At 40.8% G+C, this 16,376-nt stretch carries 14 protein-coding genes; 11 read left to right on the top strand and 3 right to left on the bottom strand.

Annotated features, from left to right (window positions below; translation table 11 throughout):
- Positions 1-76: 76 nt before the first annotated feature.
- From FE296_RS22500 to FE296_RS22465, 9 genes are all read left to right on the top strand, one after another.
- Entirely contained in the window at positions 77-1,870 is a 1,794-nt protein-coding gene (locus tag FE296_RS22500; RefSeq protein WP_190945456.1) for an AAA family ATPase, read from the top strand.
- 61 nt (positions 1,871-1,931) lie between these two features.
- Positions 1,932-2,198: a hypothetical protein gene (locus tag FE296_RS22495; protein WP_150366401.1), complete on the top strand. Its 267-nt coding sequence runs from the start codon at positions 1,932-1,934 to the stop codon at positions 2,196-2,198.
- 26 nt (positions 2,199-2,224) lie between these two features.
- Positions 2,225-2,389, top strand: coding sequence for a hypothetical protein (locus FE296_RS32925; protein ID WP_190945454.1), 165 nt, complete (start codon positions 2,225-2,227; stop codon positions 2,387-2,389).
- A gap of 168 nt (positions 2,390-2,557) precedes the next feature.
- Positions 2,558-2,872, top strand: a complete 315-nt coding sequence (locus FE296_RS22490) for a hypothetical protein (RefSeq protein ID WP_190945452.1) — start codon at positions 2,558-2,560, stop codon at positions 2,870-2,872.
- Between the two features lie 227 nt (positions 2,873-3,099).
- Positions 3,100-4,899 carry an ATP-dependent nuclease gene (locus tag FE296_RS22485; RefSeq protein WP_150366399.1) on the top strand — a complete coding sequence of 600 codons (1,800 nt, stop codon included), beginning with the start codon at positions 3,100-3,102 and terminating at the stop codon, positions 4,897-4,899.
- A 186-nt stretch (positions 4,900-5,085) separates the two neighbouring features.
- A complete protein-coding gene (locus FE296_RS22480; RefSeq protein ID WP_190945450.1) occupies positions 5,086-6,612 on the top strand; it encodes a hypothetical protein in 1,527 nt (508 codons plus the stop codon).
- Between the two features lie 541 nt (positions 6,613-7,153).
- Positions 7,154-7,339 carry a hypothetical protein gene (locus tag FE296_RS22475; protein ID WP_036610538.1) on the top strand — a complete coding sequence of 62 codons (186 nt, stop codon included), beginning with the start codon at positions 7,154-7,156 and terminating at the stop codon, positions 7,337-7,339.
- 31 nt (positions 7,340-7,370) lie between these two features.
- A complete protein-coding gene (locus tag FE296_RS22470; protein ID WP_150366397.1) occupies positions 7,371-7,673 on the top strand; it encodes a hypothetical protein in 303 nt (100 codons plus the stop codon).
- Between the two features lie 183 nt (positions 7,674-7,856).
- On the top strand, positions 7,857-8,465 hold the full coding sequence (locus FE296_RS22465) for a hypothetical protein (RefSeq protein WP_150366396.1): 609 nt from the start codon (positions 7,857-7,859) through the stop codon (positions 8,463-8,465).
- A gap of 105 nt (positions 8,466-8,570) precedes the next feature.
- Here the strand turns inward: FE296_RS22465 and FE296_RS22460 are convergent, their stop codons facing one another.
- The 3 genes from FE296_RS22460 to FE296_RS22450 form a co-directional block, all read right to left on the bottom strand.
- The gene (locus FE296_RS22460) at positions 8,571-10,247 is read right to left on the bottom strand and encodes a type 2 periplasmic-binding domain-containing protein (protein WP_150366395.1); all 1,677 of its coding nucleotides are present in this window, start codon (positions 10,245-10,247) and stop codon (positions 8,571-8,573) included.
- A gap of 357 nt (positions 10,248-10,604) precedes the next feature.
- Positions 10,605-12,215: a response regulator transcription factor gene (locus FE296_RS22455; RefSeq protein WP_150366394.1), complete on the bottom strand. Its 1,611-nt coding sequence runs from the start codon at positions 12,213-12,215 to the stop codon at positions 10,605-10,607.
- Between the two features lie 207 nt (positions 12,216-12,422).
- A complete protein-coding gene (locus FE296_RS22450; protein WP_150366393.1) occupies positions 12,423-14,237 on the bottom strand; it encodes a sensor histidine kinase in 1,815 nt (604 codons plus the stop codon).
- Between the two features lie 274 nt (positions 14,238-14,511).
- Here FE296_RS22450 and FE296_RS22445 point away from each other — a divergent pair, with 274 nt between their 5' ends.
- Positions 14,512-15,369 (top strand): ABC transporter permease, encoded by an 858-nt coding sequence (locus FE296_RS22445; protein ID WP_179086446.1) that lies wholly within the window; start codon positions 14,512-14,514, stop codon positions 15,367-15,369.
- Positions 15,370-15,385: 16 nt separating this feature from the next.
- Positions 15,386-16,258: a carbohydrate ABC transporter permease gene (locus tag FE296_RS22440; RefSeq protein WP_091015104.1), complete on the top strand. Its 873-nt coding sequence runs from the start codon at positions 15,386-15,388 to the stop codon at positions 16,256-16,258.
- The last annotated feature ends 118 nt before the right edge of the window (positions 16,259-16,376 follow it).

Raw genomic sequence — 16,376 nt, 5'->3', positions numbered from 1 at the left:
TCTATCTGATCGATGTTTGTTTGGGTGGTGTAGGTTGCACCACCCTTTAGAGCCATCGATGGGAGGGGGTGAAGTAATGAGCGCTACAGTAATTAATAAGGACAGTAAGCTGAAGAGTTTACCGAAGTTTAGTGCTGGTGAGTCTGATTTTCAATCAATTATGTTGGGAGACTTTACCTACGTTGATAAGACTCATTTCATAAAAAAGTGGTGGGATAGCGGAGTTAAGATTAATTTGATAGTTAGGCCGCGTAGGTTTTCGAAGACCACTATTATGAGTATGGTTAAGTCTTACTTTCAAAGCAAGGATTTGAAGTTTCTTTTTGGTGATACATATATTTACAAGAACGCTTCACCGGGACTAGTGGGTGCGCATGGGCACGTTATTCCAATATTGTTGACATTTAAAGATGTAAATGGTAAGAAGCCGAATAAGTTGTATAAGAGTTTGTATAACCAGCTTAAGATTATACGGATGGATCCTAACTATAGGGAAATGTTTACTAAGTATGTTAAGGAGTATGATGTGGTAATTAAAGAGCAGGGCGAGACTTTAGACGACTGCGAACATTTGTTGGATATTATCACATTTTTCTTCCGTTATATTTATACGGTTACCGGTAAGAAACTTATTATTCTGGTTGATGAGTATGATAAGTTTCTCGCAGATGCCGCATCAGTAACTGAGAAAGAGGATGGGGACCCGAAGTATTTCGGTGATGTGTTGGATATGTATAGAAGCTTTCTCGTGAATATGTTGAAGGATACAGATTTTGTTGAGCGTGCTATATTGACGGGCGTACTACCTCTCGCTGCAAATAGCGTATTAAGTGCTTTCAATAACGCTGTTAAAGATACCTTCTTGCAAAGCACTTATGATGATATCTTCGGATTCACCTATGAAGAAATTGCAGCTATCTTCTCTTTCGATAAGAATGAGAATTGGAAAGAAGCTATCGCACGTTATGACAGCTACAGTTCAGGCAATCATAACGTGTATAACACTTGGAGTATTATAAACATGATTAAAACGGATTCGGGAGACTTTTTACAAACTGAGCAAAGTACTTGGGTTAATTCTGGTAATACTGATTGGATCAAGTATAGTAACAATCTCACGTCTGAGGAGTTATCTACAGTGCACGAGTTGATAACTGGTGGTGAGCATGTGGTTAGACTGAATCATGATTTCAGTTATCAGGATCGTAAAGACTCGTTAGATAACTTTTTGACCTATGCGTTTTATGCTGGTTATTTAACCTTTACTGTTCAGGGTAAAGGAATGATTGGTCTGGCTATTCCTAATGATGAGGTAAGGGAAGCTTGGATTAGTAATCTGGATAAATTAATTGTCGTCCCAAATAATGCTGTTAGGTGGGACCGTGTTCTTAGAAGTCTAGAGGAGGACTCTCGAAGCGAAGAAATGTTGGAGAACATACTCACCGAGCTTTTAGAAAAGTGTGTTAGCACTTGGGATGTGGAAGAGCGGGATAGGGAGAACAGTTATCACATGTATATCCTCGGGTTGTTGGGATCATTGGTAGGAAGTCATGATGTTAAATCTAACCGTGAAGGAGGTAAGGGTAGATTTGATATTGCTGTAATGCCACTTAACAATAACGGCAGGCAAAGAAATTATGTGTTTGAGATAAAACGTTCAAACAGTGAAAAAGCTTTGCAGAGAGATGTCGATGGGGCAGTACAGCAAGTTATTGATAATAGATATCGACAGTTCTTTGAGAATAGGAATCCGATGGTTATTATTGGATTAGCTGCCTATAAAAAGACGATTAAGGTTAAGATCAAAGTAGTACCTTATAAGGATCCTAGGAAGCAGAGTGTTAGATTAACGTTAGTACCATTAGATTAAAGGAGAGTTTAACATGACTAATGATATGAAAGCATTTTAGGCAGGAACAGGAAAAGCTACTTTGAACAACATTGTGCGTAATAAAGGAGTTAGCCTTGAAAGTACTAAGTATAAATTCTTATGCTATGTGGGTGAGGTATTTGAGTTTATAGAAAAATTAAAATTCATAGATAATGACCACCTAGTTATTTATTTAGATAGTAGATTTAAAGATCTTAATCCGAGTACAGCTGATGATTTTTATTACAGTATCATAGAAGAGTATACTATTGATCGGGCAACAAATGAGTCTAACTTTTCTTTTACCTCTAGTCCTGGAAGAGATTAATACAGAACTCATTAAGATCAGGAGATTTGTATACAGGCGATTTATTTTGTTCGGTATTCAAGGTGGGGAAAGAATATTGGAAAGAACATAAAGAATTAAAAAACGAAGTGGATGAAGTGATTAGAACATATGAAGAAGCAAGAGAGACAATAGAAGAGCACATAAATAAATACAGAAAAGATCAATTGTAAGTAGATTCAAGAAGCTCGGTACTCCACATAACATCATATTCAAGTTTCGGCTCCAATGGAGCCTTGGTCTGCGGGAAGGATTTCGAAGAGGGATTTCAGCAGACAACCCCTTCGGGGTTCATGAATACAGGAACGTTATAGGAAATTCCGAAAATCTAGTAGCTACACATGAATAAAAAAACTAAGGAGCTGAAACAAATAATGACACAAGCATATAATAAAAAATTCATGGACGTATTAACTGATGAAAAAATATTCCCAAATGGCGAATATAGACTTAAAGAAATAAAACTCAAAGTCAAAGAAAATGTTTCTTTAAACGAAGAAGATGAGGAAAATGTAAGGACACCTGAAAGATCAAAAGTGATGAAATGGATTAACACTATCATGGCTATATTGATTAATGGAAAGATCGGTAATAGACGAATCGAAAGAATTGGAAAAGAATTGTATGAAATCAAAGACAGTAAAGAGAAATTTTAAAGAATAATTTAACCATAAAGCTTAGAAACCAAGATATTGACTGAAGTTAAAGTGACGCTACGAAGAACGGAACTTCATATAACATAATATTCAAGAAGCGTCTCCTTCGGAGCCTTGGTCTGCGGGAAGGATTTCGGAGAGGGATTACAGCAGACAACCCCTCCGGGGTTCATGAATACAGAAACGTTAGACGAAATTATCTTTCTGACAAAAAGGAGCGAAGTAATATGAGCTATATTCGCATAGAAGATATAATGATTAAAAATTATAGATCTTTTGGAGAAAGAACTGTAGTTCGCTTTCCACGAGAGGATTATAAAAAACCAGTAGCTGTAGTGGGTTATAACAATGCGGGAAAAACAAATTTTTTAAATTCGATTTTGTATGGGATAACAGAAAAGTATGTTAATAAAGAAACCTTTACAATTAATGATTTTCACAATCGTAACTATGATAATGTTCCTTACATAGCAACAAAAATGAATAGTAGTAGCGAATATAAAACAGATCGCAAGATAGCAAGCCTTACCGGCTATCATTATTTAGATATTGAACTTGATGGGTATGAAATAGAGAGTGCGAGAATTAACTCTTATGATGATGCAAAGCGGGAGAAAAAATCGTATACCTCATTTGGAGGGGTTAAATATTTTAAAATATTCTACATAAATTTTCATGAAATAAAAAAAGAAATATCAACAAAGAAAACAAGTTGGGGAAACTTATCTTCATTTTTAGCTAAGCACATTAAAAGCATAGTTCATAAAGATGGTATTATGTCAGATAAAAAAGATCAATTTAAAGAAGAGGTAAAGATCTCTACAGATAAAGTAATCGCTGACTCTAGTTTGAATGAGTTTTTGAATAGGATACAAATAAATTATTCAAATAATTTAAGACAAACTCAGTGTCATATTGAATTTGGATTGCCTGAATATGAGGATATATTTTTAGAAATGATGTTTAAAGTCGGTCTTAATGGTGATATGAAAAATCTTGTGCCGATTAGCCACTTTGGAGATGGCTATATCTCTATGTTTGTCATGGCTATTATTCAAGCGATTGCAGAAAGTAATGAGACTGATAAGTGCCTCTTCTTATTTGAAGAACCGGAAAGCTTTTTACATGAGAATCATCAAGAATATTTTTATAAAACTGTTCTCTGTGGTTTAGCTGAGAAAGGCCATCAAGTAATTTATACTACTCATTCTGATAAAATGCTGGATATCTTTGATACTAGAGGATTAATTAGATTTGAATTTGATGAAGATAGTAAGCAAACAGTACTTAAATATAACAAACATAATAGCGAGTTTTTAAAAGTCGAAGGGGACGAAGAAATTTTTGATGAGCTGCATTCTGAAGAAGAATTTCTTTCTGAAATTGATGATTACAATAATTATATCAAACTGATTGAGCCGAACTTAAATAAGATATTATTTAGCAAAAAAGTTTTACTTGTAGAAGGCCCAAATGATCTAATGACTTATAAAGAGATTATTAGAAGAAAAATATTTGAACTCACTGGAGATTATAAATACTCAGAAACTTATTTGAATTTCAATAATATTGCTATAATTCCTCATCACGGAAAGATAACTGCATTAATTTTAATTAAATTGTGCAAACACTTAGGAATAGATTATTTTGTTATCAATGACTTTGATTTTGAAGAAAATTTTATAGAAAAACTCTCTTTTGAAACAATTGAAGAACTGAAAAAGAATGATATTTACAATGCTGAATTAGAAAATATCTGCGTTTTAAACTCAAAAGGTGAACCATTAAGTCAAAAAACTAAAAGGGGGATGGTAACTACAAATTGGAATCTTATTAAAGAAGCCTCTTTTGAGAAAATACATTTTAACATTCCTAAACTTGAGTCTGTTCTAGGCTACGATTCAAATGATAAAAATAGCGCAAAGATATGGAGAGTAATTAAAGAAACCACTGAGTTTAGAGAGTCTATTTTTCCTAAGTCCCTCGAAAAATTCCTTGAAATAAATAATATTCAAGCACAAAGATAACTTCGTCTAATATAATATTCACGCTGCGAGCATACGCCCTGGGTCCAGCATTCGCCGGACACTCGACATGCGTCAAGTCGTGAATACAGGAACGTTATCCGAAACACCAGAAGATTTTTGAAATCTGAAGAAGATTAAATTAAAAAAGTAAGAAGCCTATCAAGATAAAAATTGCTTCAAATTATAATGTTTAAAGAAAGAGAGTCATTTGAGCGCCAGCATCCTAAAAGACGAGGAGAATATTTTCATATGTATGAATACAAAATTTCGATTGTTGGACGAGCACGGACTGGGAAGTCGATTTTACTTACAAGGTTTGCGAAAAAACCAGAAGAATTAATTGGCTTAAGCAGCGTTGGAGCCGATGGAACAAAAGTTCCAGTGAAGTTGATTTTGACTGAAAAAGAAACAGAATTAAGGATTAAAATTACATTTAAAGATGAACAAAAAACTCCTACAATGTATGAAATGAATATTTTACCTCAACTTCATGATCTATTAAAAAAGAAAAATGATATAAAAGATCAAATTAAGTACATTGAAATAGAAATAGAGGCTGCTGATTGGGTGAAAGATATTCTGATTAAGAATAATCTTTTTAAGCTTTTAGTTACTGATACTGAAGGGATCTCAGGAGATGTTGAAATACTAAACGAAGAAAGTTGGAAAGCGAACTTATTTATGCTTGTGATGAATTCATCTAACAAAGTTGAATTCGCAAAATCAATTTTTGAAATGAGAAAATTACTTATTGGAGAAAATATCATCTATTGTGTCTCTAAACCTGATGACACATTCTCATTGATTGAATCTGATATGAAAAATGACATTAATGATCTGCAAAATGACGCTCAAAAAATCTTATCTGATTTTCAAGATGAGTTAAGAAGTCTTTCGAAAGAAAGATCATTATTAACACTAAAACAAGTTCAAAGAAAAGATGAGTTCAAAAAGTTAGCCATTCCAAATATAAAACCAATTAAAAAGCAATATGAAAAAGGACGCGAATATATTGATAATCAATTAAAAGAATTTCTTGCATTTTATATTTTAAATGAAGAAAATCCTATCAAGTTAGAAAAAGGGAACTTAGAGGAGAAACAAGCAATTTTATATCTTGAAAAAATAAAATTGATTTCTCGGAACAAAATACAAAATGTGAATTTTAGAGATATAAATAAAAATTATAGAAAAGATACATTCCTGGATCATCTTTATATGCAAAAGCGTCTCAAATCTCATGATAATGGTTATCTGACGTCTAAACACTGGGAATTTTATTTTTCTTTAAAGCAATTCCTTTACGATGAGCTTGAGAAAGTAGTATACAATGAGGATTTTCCCCTTACAGAAGATGAGCAAGCTTACTTGCTACAAACGTATTTCTCGGCTGTAGTCTTAAATACAAAATGGATTGATCGTTTAGTTACTACTATTGATAGTAGAGAAGAGACGACACAAGCTGCAATCATTTCTATTTTGAATTCTAAAAAAATAGTAAATGCATTAGAAAAAGGTGTCTCACCAGATGAAGTTTTAGAGAAAGAATTAGGATGGTCTAAGAATCGTTTAGCTGTTGAGAATGTAGTAAACACTCCAATGCATTATGCTCGAGAAATTGAATCTTCAGATAAAATAGAAGAGTTTTTCGAGAAGGTCTTAAAGAAAATAATGCTTTATTTTATTGATACATCCTCGAATAATATATTGTAAATGTAAAGATAAATTCGTGATGTAAAAGAATAAAGTGAAATAGGTGCATCGGATAACATAATATTCACGCTGCGGGCATACGCCCTGGGTCCGGCGTCGCTGTACACTCGACATACGTCGAGTCGTGAATACGGGAACGTTATACAAAACCCCTAAACCAAACCAAACCAAACCAAACCAAACAAAAAAAACATATTTGAAAGTTGAGGATGAGATTAATGGAGAATCGAGTAGGAGCTTTTTAAAGCCTTGGTTGGAGGGGGGAGAAGTTTCTTAACAGACCAGTGAATTTGCCGTGACTGTGAGGTTAGAATAGGAAGCTGAGAGTTGGTCTTATTATTGACACCGAAAGTTTATATCGGTGTTTTTTTATTTTTAATTCGATTGCCGCATTAAAGCAATCATGATTTATCTTAAAATTTGGATTAGATAAAAATATTAGTATTAAACATCGGGTATAGATATTCGCATTAAAATTGACTGCTCATGTCTAGCATTAACAAGACATGACGCAGTTTAGACCCATCAGAGAGGTGCATGTATGAGCCGGTTGCTTGACTTATTGGAAGAGGAACGGCGCAAGCTTAATCAGCTTGGTGAGGCATCCTTGAAGCAAGCGATTCCGTTGTGGGAGAACCCTGAGGTTCAGGAACAGAGCCGAAGGGTGGACGAACTGGTGGCACGAGTTAGTGAAATGAGGGCGAAGCATAGTCGAGTGGTACGGTGATGAGTACGGTACATATAGGGGAGGAGAAGCAATGAATTTTCCACTGTGGATGCAACGAGCGATTCAAGCAAGGCTGGATGAGGTGACTGCCCGGATTGAACATTATCCTGAACTGAGTCGAGTACGTAGGGGAACAGACGAAGCATTTGAAGTTTTGTTCGCAGGTAAAGATGTCGAGCAAACACCTGAATATACCGAGTGGGAGAATCGTTATATTGTCAGCAAAAGCCTAGAAAATGAGAGGTTGTATATGCAGGGACTACGAGATGGCATTCAGCTCACAGTATCCTTGCTGGGTCAGTCGATGCCAGAGGAGACCGATACTGAGGCTTGATCGACTAATGCGAACCCATAAGTCAGGGGAAGCTGCCTAGATCTTAACTTAAAAACTGGAGCGGAAGCGTGAATCTAGCGCTTCCGCTCCAGTTTTAATGCTCTACTTTTCCAAATTCTAAATTAAGGGAAGGAGGGCTTTGAGTATGTGTTAAGCTTAAAGAAACAAGGGTAGAAGCGAGGTATGGTTATTATGAAAAAAAGAGCTAAATACTTAATCGTGCTTTTTATGTTTATTGCGATTGTGTTTATTCTGCTTTTTTTGAATACCAATAAAAACGAAGCCAATGAGCCAGTGGTTAATGAGAATATCATTCAAGTCAAAAACTTTGATCTGGATGCCAAATCAACGAATTTAAAGACAATGACAGAAGGATCGATATTCGTTGAGGGTGAGCAGGATCATATTGATCATATCAAAATAGTAGCGCATGTAGAGATTGACCCCGCTGACTGGGGTGGTGTTGCATTTTATATCCCTGATCAATGGAGTGTCTCAAGCATCACCAGCAGTTATCCTGAACATCAATCGAAGTTAAAGCCTGCTGAGTATGTGTCCACCTGGATGAATTCTTCTGATGAATCTTCATGGCGAACGATGATTGAGATTGGGAGAGAACGAAATTATATAGCAAATGGCGGAGGTACTGGAACGATTGTGATCGAATTAAGTCCCGATAAAAAGGGAATGTTCACCTCTGAGTCATTGAAAATTGGTATTGAGGTCGGATCAGAAGAGAAAGATGGAAAAAGAGTTATGGGCACAGATTCTGTTGAAGTTCCTGTATTTTAAAGTGCTGGGTTAACCAGATATAGAAAAACAAGCCGAAGCGATGGCAATGCACGCTTCGGCTTGTTTTCTATTCTTTTATTTTGATCCGTGTTACTTCTTTAATTCTTACTTCGCACTTACCGACTTAAACCAATCATTCACTTCTTGCGTGATCTGATCTCCGCCATTGGATTTCCAGTTGGAGACGAATTGGTCAAAGGCATCAATTGGCAGATTGCCGTAGATGATTTTGTTGAACGTTTCCATCTCGGACTGACGGAGCAGGTTCCATTTGGATACCATGGTTGGTGTTGCAGCGCCAGTGAAATAGTTTTGTTTACGGATGTCGATCTGGGACATCACGACTTTACCAGCATACCAGTTTTCCGGTTTACGGAATTCGGCCATTTGTTTCTCGTACGGTGTTTCAGGCTTCTCGCCGTTGGCCAGCTTCACGAGTGTTTTCATGTACAGATCCGGGATACGTGCTGGGCCGGTCAGGAAAGGGAATTCGTTGGAGAAGTCTTTGATCTTCTCTTTGTCACTGGTCGGTTGTCCGTCAATGATATCCCAATCGTAACCTTTGGCGAAGCCGTATTCATACTCACTGCCCGCTTTCGGGTTAGCCAGGTTATCCAGCAAGTAGTTGTAATACAGGAAGATGGCTTCTGGATGCTTCGCATCTTTGTTGATCATGATACTTGCGTTAACACCAGAGTTCTGCCACTTCGTACCGATCTTGCCGTCTGGGCCAGCTGGAACAGGGTAAGCTTTATACTTTGATCCAGGTACGTTCTTCAGCAGGTCAGGTGCAGGCCAGTCCGGTACCCAGTTTGCGCCAGGCAGAATGCCCGCTTTGCCAGCTGTCCAGCTTTCAGCGGATTTACCTTCGTCCCACAGAGCGGAGTCAGCGTGGATATAGCCTTTATCCATCCATTCAGCCAGCTTGGCAAGAGCTTGTTTGGCACCCGGGTTAACGGAGCCGTACTCGAGATTGCCATTTGCGTCTTTGTTCCATTGCTCCTCGATTGTACCGTATGCACCGAACAACCAGTCGAGCTGACCCATCCAGGTGTTGGTGTTATTTTTCAGTGAGATTGCCAGCGGGAATACTTTGTCTGGAGACAGACCGTCCGGGTTCTCGTTTTTGAATTTGTCCATGATGTTCTCAAGGTCTGCGATAGTTTTTGGAGCTTCCAGGTTCAGCTTCTCCATCCAGTCCTCGCGGAGCCAGAGCAGCGTATCGTCGTTATCGGTGTACTCCATGATCGGCATGTTGTACTTTTTGCCATCCTTGGTGAACGGATACCACAGTTCAGGATGTGCTGCTGCGTGATCTTTCAGGGTCTGACTCGCGTACTTTTCGAACAACTCATCGATGGCGATGAATTGACCGGAGTCAATCAGCTGATTGGTCAGTACCGCATTGGTGGGTACGGTGACGAAATCTGGCAGCTTCTCGCCAGAGGCGATAGCCAATTGCAGCTTTTGTCTGTATTGATCGTCATTGGCCGGATACCAGGTATCTTTATGTTTCATACCCAGCGTTTCGAGCATCCAGCGATCGTGCACGTTATTTTCTTTGGTATCTCCTTGCACGTATTTCTTCGGCATCAATACCGAACTGAACTCGATCGGTGGGTCATATTTTCCTTTGGCAAAAGCAGCTTCTGCTTCAGCTGAGCCGACAGTTCCCGGCGTATTAGTACCATTGTCACTGGCTGTCTCGCCACTGCCGCACGCAGTGATCGTGATGAGCGCGATAACCATGAGCAGTGACCACCATGTTTTGAATTTGATCATTGTTCAATCCCCCTACGGTGTATGATCTTTATAAATGCGTGTTCAAAAAGGCCGGTTTTCAGTACCGAGAAGATGGGATGAAGCTAGAAATGGAGTAGCGGAGCGTAGATAGAGCTACGTGAGCAACTACAATGTTTCCAAAGGAAACATACTTCGTAAGCCTCCCGCTTATTTCGGTTGAATCCCATATTCGATGCTTATGATGCCGCTAGGCATCCTTCGTAATCAAAAGCGGACTTTTTGAACAACCTCTACAATGTAACTGTACCAATTTGGGCGGGAGGGCATCTATATGAGTTTGTTAGTTTCCATAGGACTCTATTAGTGAATGTTCCAAAAGAACGGTTTTCAGTCATGTTATTTATGCTGGTCTCTATATTCTTGCGGCGTAACGCCGAATTGACGCTTGAACACTTTGATAAAATAAGCCGGGTCCATATAGCCAATCTCCATACTGATTTCATATACTTTTTTGGTGGTTGTCACCAACTTGTGACAGGCCCGATCCATACGCAGGCGCGAGATGTAATCACTGATGCCTTCGCCCGTTTCGATCTTATAGATTTTGGAGAGATGGGTCGGGTGCAGATTGACATGGTCAGCCAATACACGCAAAGAGACATCCAGATGCAGGTTCTTATCTGTAAAATCCTGAATCTTCTTCACATAATCCGAACGAATATCCTTGATCTCATTGGATGTGCCTTCCTTGAGTTTACCGAGCACGCTGAGCGACCATTTCCGCAGTTTGCTGATGGTAGCGAAGACTTCGCCACTTTGTAAATCCTCGACATCATTTCCCATTAAAGTGGTCAGGGTCAGCTTGTTTCGGTGAGCAATATTAGTGAATGAAGCTGTAATAAGAAAACCTGCCTCCATGCAATGTTCCCAGGATTCCGACCATTTCTCATCCAACTCGGCGCAGACTGCGAGGATTTTCTCTTCGGCGGCATCCCACTGTCCACTTTCCAACAGGCTAATGAAGGTGGGCGGGGTGTACAACACGTCGAGTGGACCTTGCGCTGCAGGCGTCTCGACATCGCTCACACGCATGACAAATTCGCGTTCGTCGCCAACGATCTGCCGGAAATAGGCCGAAGCCTGACGGAAGCGATCGTAAATCTGTTCCGGGAAGGTGAACCACTCGGTGATAACGATGGAGAGGGAGCCTTTCAGAAATTGTTTTACTTTGGATTGAAGCTGAATGGACAGCTTCTCCAGCATGGTTTCTTTGCCAATATCGCCTTTCCGATCTTTAAATTGAAGTAAAAACACCAGATATCCGTGCTCCTCCTTCACGCCCCACACTTCCATAAACTCACCCATAATCTCTTCCGCCATGTTGATGATCGCATATTCGATCAAGGTCTGATCATTGCTGTCATAGTGTCCGAATTCTTCTTCCAACCGTACCAACATTAATGCGGCATCCCCGGTATGAAAGGGCAGAGCGTAATTGGCGAGCTTCCGATCCCATTCCGCAGCGGCGATTCGCTGTCCCTGCAAAGCTCCTAGGAGTAGTCGACCCCGCAAATGGGGGAGATTCTCTCGCAACGTAAACTGCGTTCGTGTCAGTGAACTGACAATTTCCCATTCGTTGTTCAATTGATCGATGGCCTTCTGAACAGCACCCATTAATTCATCGTCAGTCGGGGGCTTGAGCAGATAGTCTACGGCTTCGAACTGGATGGCTTTTTTTGCGTAATCAAATTCGGAATACCCGGATAACAGGATGCATTTTATTTTTTTGTCCCGGATGCGGATGCGTTCGATTAGTTCAATGCCTGTCATTTCGGGCATCTGGATGTCCGAGATCACGATATCGATGGGGTGGGTGTCGATCATTTGTAGTGCTTCGTGTGCCGAGTATGCTTTATGCACCTGTTCGATCCCCAGCGTATGCCAGGGCTTGGTCATGGACAGGTTATCGACCCAGTGTGCTTCATCGTCTACGATCATCATTTGCATTATAATGTCTCCCTTGGTGGTTGAACTAAGGCATATTTATACTTGCCACTTCGATGACAGAACAACCTTCCGATCGCTGTTCAAGCCCCATTTTCTGACTTAATTGATATAAGGTTAAAATGGTGCTTGAAAGGCGAACGCTTTGCTTCTTCAGGTTTTTTCTGTCCTCTGCGTTCACGTGTAAATGGTTCGTTCAAAATCAAATAGTCAACGTATATTATCGGTATTACCTTTATCGGAATCGTTGTCCTCTTTTGATATCTCCCAGATGATTTCGGTTCGGAATCCGCCAAGCGGGGATGGGCCGAATAGGAGGTAGGAATGGCTTCCGAATGTGTGCATGATTCGTTGGTTCGTATTCCAAAGGCCGCAGCCCATTTCTTCTTGCAGTGGTTCCTGCATCTTCAAGTTCAGCGCTTCGTACTGTTCCGAGCTTAGGCCGGGGCCATCGTCGTCGATGTATATTCTGCCAAAACCGTTCTTGCGCTCCCCGGTAATTCGGATTTCCCCTGAAGAATAGGACTTCGCCACGCCGTGTATGACAGAATTCTCGACCATCGGCTGAAGCATTAATCGCGGCACCGACTTGGCAAGCATGTCCTCAGGTATATCAATGTGATATTCAATCCGACCATTGCGCAGCTTTTGAATGTCCAGATAGTTGATCAGCAGCTTGATCTCTTCCTGAAGCGAAGATGTCTCTTTTTCCATACGGGTGGTATAGCGATAATAGGCACTAAGGTTATGCGCCATGGAGACCACGGCTTGCTCGTCCTTCATCTGGGCCATGTTGATGATGTAGCCAAGACAATTATATAGGAAATGCGGATTGATCTGCGCCTGTAATTGCTTCAGCGTAGCTTCCCTGGCTCTAATCTTCTCATGGAACACATTCTCGATCAGATCCTGAATCTGATGGGACATATCGTTGAATCGGCAGAACAGGAATGAGAATTCATTCTGGTTTTTGCTATGCAGTCGAACAGAATAATCACCCTGCTCAACGCGGCGTAAGCCTTTGATCAGCTGTTTGATTGGATACTGGACATTCCGGTACAGCAGGATGGAAGCCGAGATGCCCACAACGAGTAGCAAAATCATACTGGTGTAGAACAGATTCTGACTGAGCGAGATGGGTTTCAAAATCTGATACAGCGGGATGACGTCAACCAGATGCCAATCCAGATAGGTGGACTTTACGGAGCTAACCAGATATTTCTTTCCGTTTAGTTCGACCACGTCCTGTGTGGTATCCTCTGGCGAGTGCGTATCCAGATACTGAGTAAGTGCTGCGGATAACTGCTTGTCCGCGCTGCGATTCAGAATGGGTGCATTTCCTTTGTGATATAAGAAAGGATCACCTTGTCCACCTGCTTTATACGTATCCAGCATATTCTGAATATTCTCATAGCTGAAGCTGGCTTCAATCACCAGATTGCTTCCAGTGAGCATTCCAGGTTGGGCAAGGGAGTCCGTAAAGAACCAGTAGAAGGATTTCATCTCATCCTGTGATTCCGCACTTTGGTCCCCATAGGTCCATTGTCCGCTCATATTTTTTTTCAAATACGCCTCATCATATCCTGTAGTTCGGTTGTAGTTGGCGATGACATCCTCATTCTGCTGTGAATACACCGCATATCGGGTAGGCCATATATCGGTAACGCTCGTCTGAAGCGTCATCTTCTCCTGAATCACATAACGGGTCTGCATCCGGTCATATCGATCATCCCACATGTTCAGGCCGTTGAAGGCTCTGACATTCGGATCACGGGAGAGAATCAGGCTGAAATCCATCATCTGATTGATACGGGAGTCGATCTGACTGGACAAGAACGTGAGCTGTTTCGTGTTGGAGATCTGCAATTCTTTGCTGACGACATCATAGGTGACGTTATTCGAGTAGGTGTACATGATCAGAATGGGGATGAATAAGACCACAATTAACAAGTTTATTTTGGCAAACAGACTGAATCGGGATCTGGTTTTATTTTGAAAAGGCATGAAGCGCTTCCATATATACATAAAAAGTCTCCTTCTAATTCGTGTGTAAACAACTTCTTCTAGGATGGCCCTAACAAAACACTATCAAGCCTAACAATGTTATATAGCAGACCTCTGTATAGCTTGATACTATTTATATCAGAGAACCCCATCACACACAAAAACTTTTTTTGGGAACAGGAGCAGTGCTATGGAGGCTAAATTGGAGGGTAAGCGGGTCCCGCAGGCAAACGTTGGGAACAAGCTGGAAAAAAAGAGAAAAAAACGCTATAAACAGCCATGGATTCTGCACTTCATGGTGTTGCCGGCGGCCATTATGGTCTTTATATTTTCATACATTCCGATGTCCGGGATTTTGATGGCATTTCAGGATTATAAACCTGCACTGGGATTTTTCAATTCCGAATGGGTAGGGCTAAAGCACTTCAGGTACATGTGGGAAAATGATTACTTCCTGCAAATTACGTGGAACACGCTATTTTTTGCTTGTACGAAAATCGTCATGAATCTGATCATTCCGTTTGTCTTTGCCTTATTGCTTAACGAGGTACGGAAGATGGCGCTGAAAAGAACGATTCAAACGCTCGTGTATCTACCACACTTTCTATCTTGGGTAACGTTATCCGGTATCCTGATCGACATTCTGGCCCAGACGGGTATTGTCAATCAGTTCCTGGTATCCGTATTCGGCATCAAGCCGATCTTCTTCCTGGGGGATGGCAGCTGGTTCCGATTCACGATTATTGCGAGTGATGTCTGGAAAGAGTTTGGTTTCAACACCATCATCTTCCTTGCGGCATTGTCCGGCATTAACCCAGCACTTTATGAAGCAGCTGAAGTGGATGGAGCGGGACGCTGGAAGCAAACGATGTATATTACCATCCCGGCACTTATTCCGATTGGGATCGTCATTGCAACCTTGGCACTGGGGAATGTGCTTAACGCCAACTTTGACCAGATCTTTAACTTATATAGCCCGTTGATTTACCAACAAGGCGATATTATCGATACGTTTGTGTATAGAGAAGGTCTGCTTAGTGGGCAGTTCAGTTTCGCTACCGCTGTGAATCTGTTCAAATCGGTCATCAGCCTGATCCTGATTGTGATCTCGTACCGACTGGCTTACCGATTCGCCGGATACCGAATTTTCTAGAGAGGAGGACGAACGAATGTATCATAAAACGATGCCTTACCGCATATTTAGCATATTCAACAATGTGTTACTGACCTTGCTTTCACTGCTCTGCTTGCTGCCTTTGTATCACTTGCTCATGGTATCTCTTAGCGCATCTGCACCTGCGAACGCTGGTCTCGTCACGTTCTGGCCGATTGGATTTACATTGGAGGCGTATGCAAAAACATTTGCCAATACCAACTTCCTCTCCTCCTTGTGGGTATCCGTGGAGCGGACGGTACTGGGTACAGGACTTGCGTTAATCGTCAATACGATTGCAGCCTATGCACTCTCCAAAGAGACGCGGGTGTTCCGCGCTCGTAACATCTATCTGTGGTATTTTGTCATCACGATGCTGTTCAGCGGTGGCCTCATTCCGGGGTATATCCTGATCCTGAAGCTGGGTCTAATGAATACATTGCTGGCCTTGATCCTGCCGGGATTGGTTGCGGTGTTCAACATCATACTGTTGCTGAATTTCTTCCGTACCGTTCCGAAGGATCTGGAGGAAGCTGCATTTATCGATGGGGCAGGACATTTCCAGACGTTTATCAAAATCTATCTGCCGGTCTCCGTACCTGTTATTGCAACGGTTTCGCTCTTCATGATGGTTGGGCATTGGAACGCATACTTTGATGGGATTATCTACATCCGTGATGCGGAAAAGCTGCCACTTGCGACTTTCATGCAGACGATCATCGTGCAGGCAGACATGTCGAAGCTTGATCCAGAAGCGGTGAAGAACCTGTCCCAACGGACGATTCGGGCTTCGCAGATCTTTATCAGTGCACTTCCGATCTTGTTAGTGTATCCGTTCCTGCAACGTTATTTTGTAACGGGGATTGTGGTTGGTGCTGTTAAGGAGTAGTTGAATGTAGGGTTAGAATAGGGTTTGGAAAAGGAGTCACTGAACTGGGGAAGGCCAGGGAGGTGGCTTCTTTTTGTGTAAATATTTTCAATCCTATTAATTTGTTGTAATATAGTAC

The organism is Paenibacillus sp. UASWS1643 (genome assembly GCF_008693195.1).
Taxonomy (GTDB): domain Bacteria; phylum Bacillota; class Bacilli; order Paenibacillales; family Paenibacillaceae; genus Paenibacillus; species Paenibacillus amylolyticus_B.
Note: the sequence above shows the minus strand (reverse complement) of the source record. Positions and strands in the feature narration are given on the sequence as shown.

What these genes read in the sequence shown, in the direction of transcription:
- FE296_RS22500 (WP_190945456.1), top strand. Translation starts at nt 77, where the DNA reads ATGAGCGCTACAGTAATTAATAAGGACAGTAAGCTGAAGAGTTTACCG.
- FE296_RS22490 (WP_190945452.1), top strand. Translation starts at nt 2,558, where the DNA reads ATGAATAAAAAAACTAAGGAGCTGAAACAAATAATGACACAAGCATAT.
- FE296_RS22485 (WP_150366399.1), top strand. Translation starts at nt 3,100, where the DNA reads ATGAGCTATATTCGCATAGAAGATATAATGATTAAAAATTATAGATCT.
- FE296_RS22480 (WP_190945450.1), top strand. Translation starts at nt 5,086, where the DNA reads ATGTTTAAAGAAAGAGAGTCATTTGAGCGCCAGCATCCTAAAAGACGA.
- FE296_RS22475 (WP_036610538.1), top strand. Translation starts at nt 7,154, where the DNA reads ATGAGCCGGTTGCTTGACTTATTGGAAGAGGAACGGCGCAAGCTTAAT.
- FE296_RS22470 (WP_150366397.1), top strand. Translation starts at nt 7,371, where the DNA reads ATGAATTTTCCACTGTGGATGCAACGAGCGATTCAAGCAAGGCTGGAT.
- FE296_RS22465 (WP_150366396.1), top strand. Translation starts at nt 7,857, where the DNA reads ATGGTTATTATGAAAAAAAGAGCTAAATACTTAATCGTGCTTTTTATG.
- FE296_RS22460 (WP_150366395.1), bottom strand. Translation starts at nt 10,247, where the DNA reads ATGATCAAATTCAAAACATGGTGGTCACTGCTCATGGTTATCGCGCTC.
- FE296_RS22455 (WP_150366394.1), bottom strand. Translation starts at nt 12,215, where the DNA reads ATGCAAATGATGATCGTAGACGATGAAGCACACTGGGTCGATAACCTG.
- FE296_RS22450 (WP_150366393.1), bottom strand. Translation starts at nt 14,237, where the DNA reads ATGTATATATGGAAGCGCTTCATGCCTTTTCAAAATAAAACCAGATCC.
- FE296_RS22445 (WP_179086446.1), top strand. Translation starts at nt 14,512, where the DNA reads ATGGTGTTGCCGGCGGCCATTATGGTCTTTATATTTTCATACATTCCG.
- FE296_RS22440 (WP_091015104.1), top strand. Translation starts at nt 15,386, where the DNA reads ATGTATCATAAAACGATGCCTTACCGCATATTTAGCATATTCAACAAT.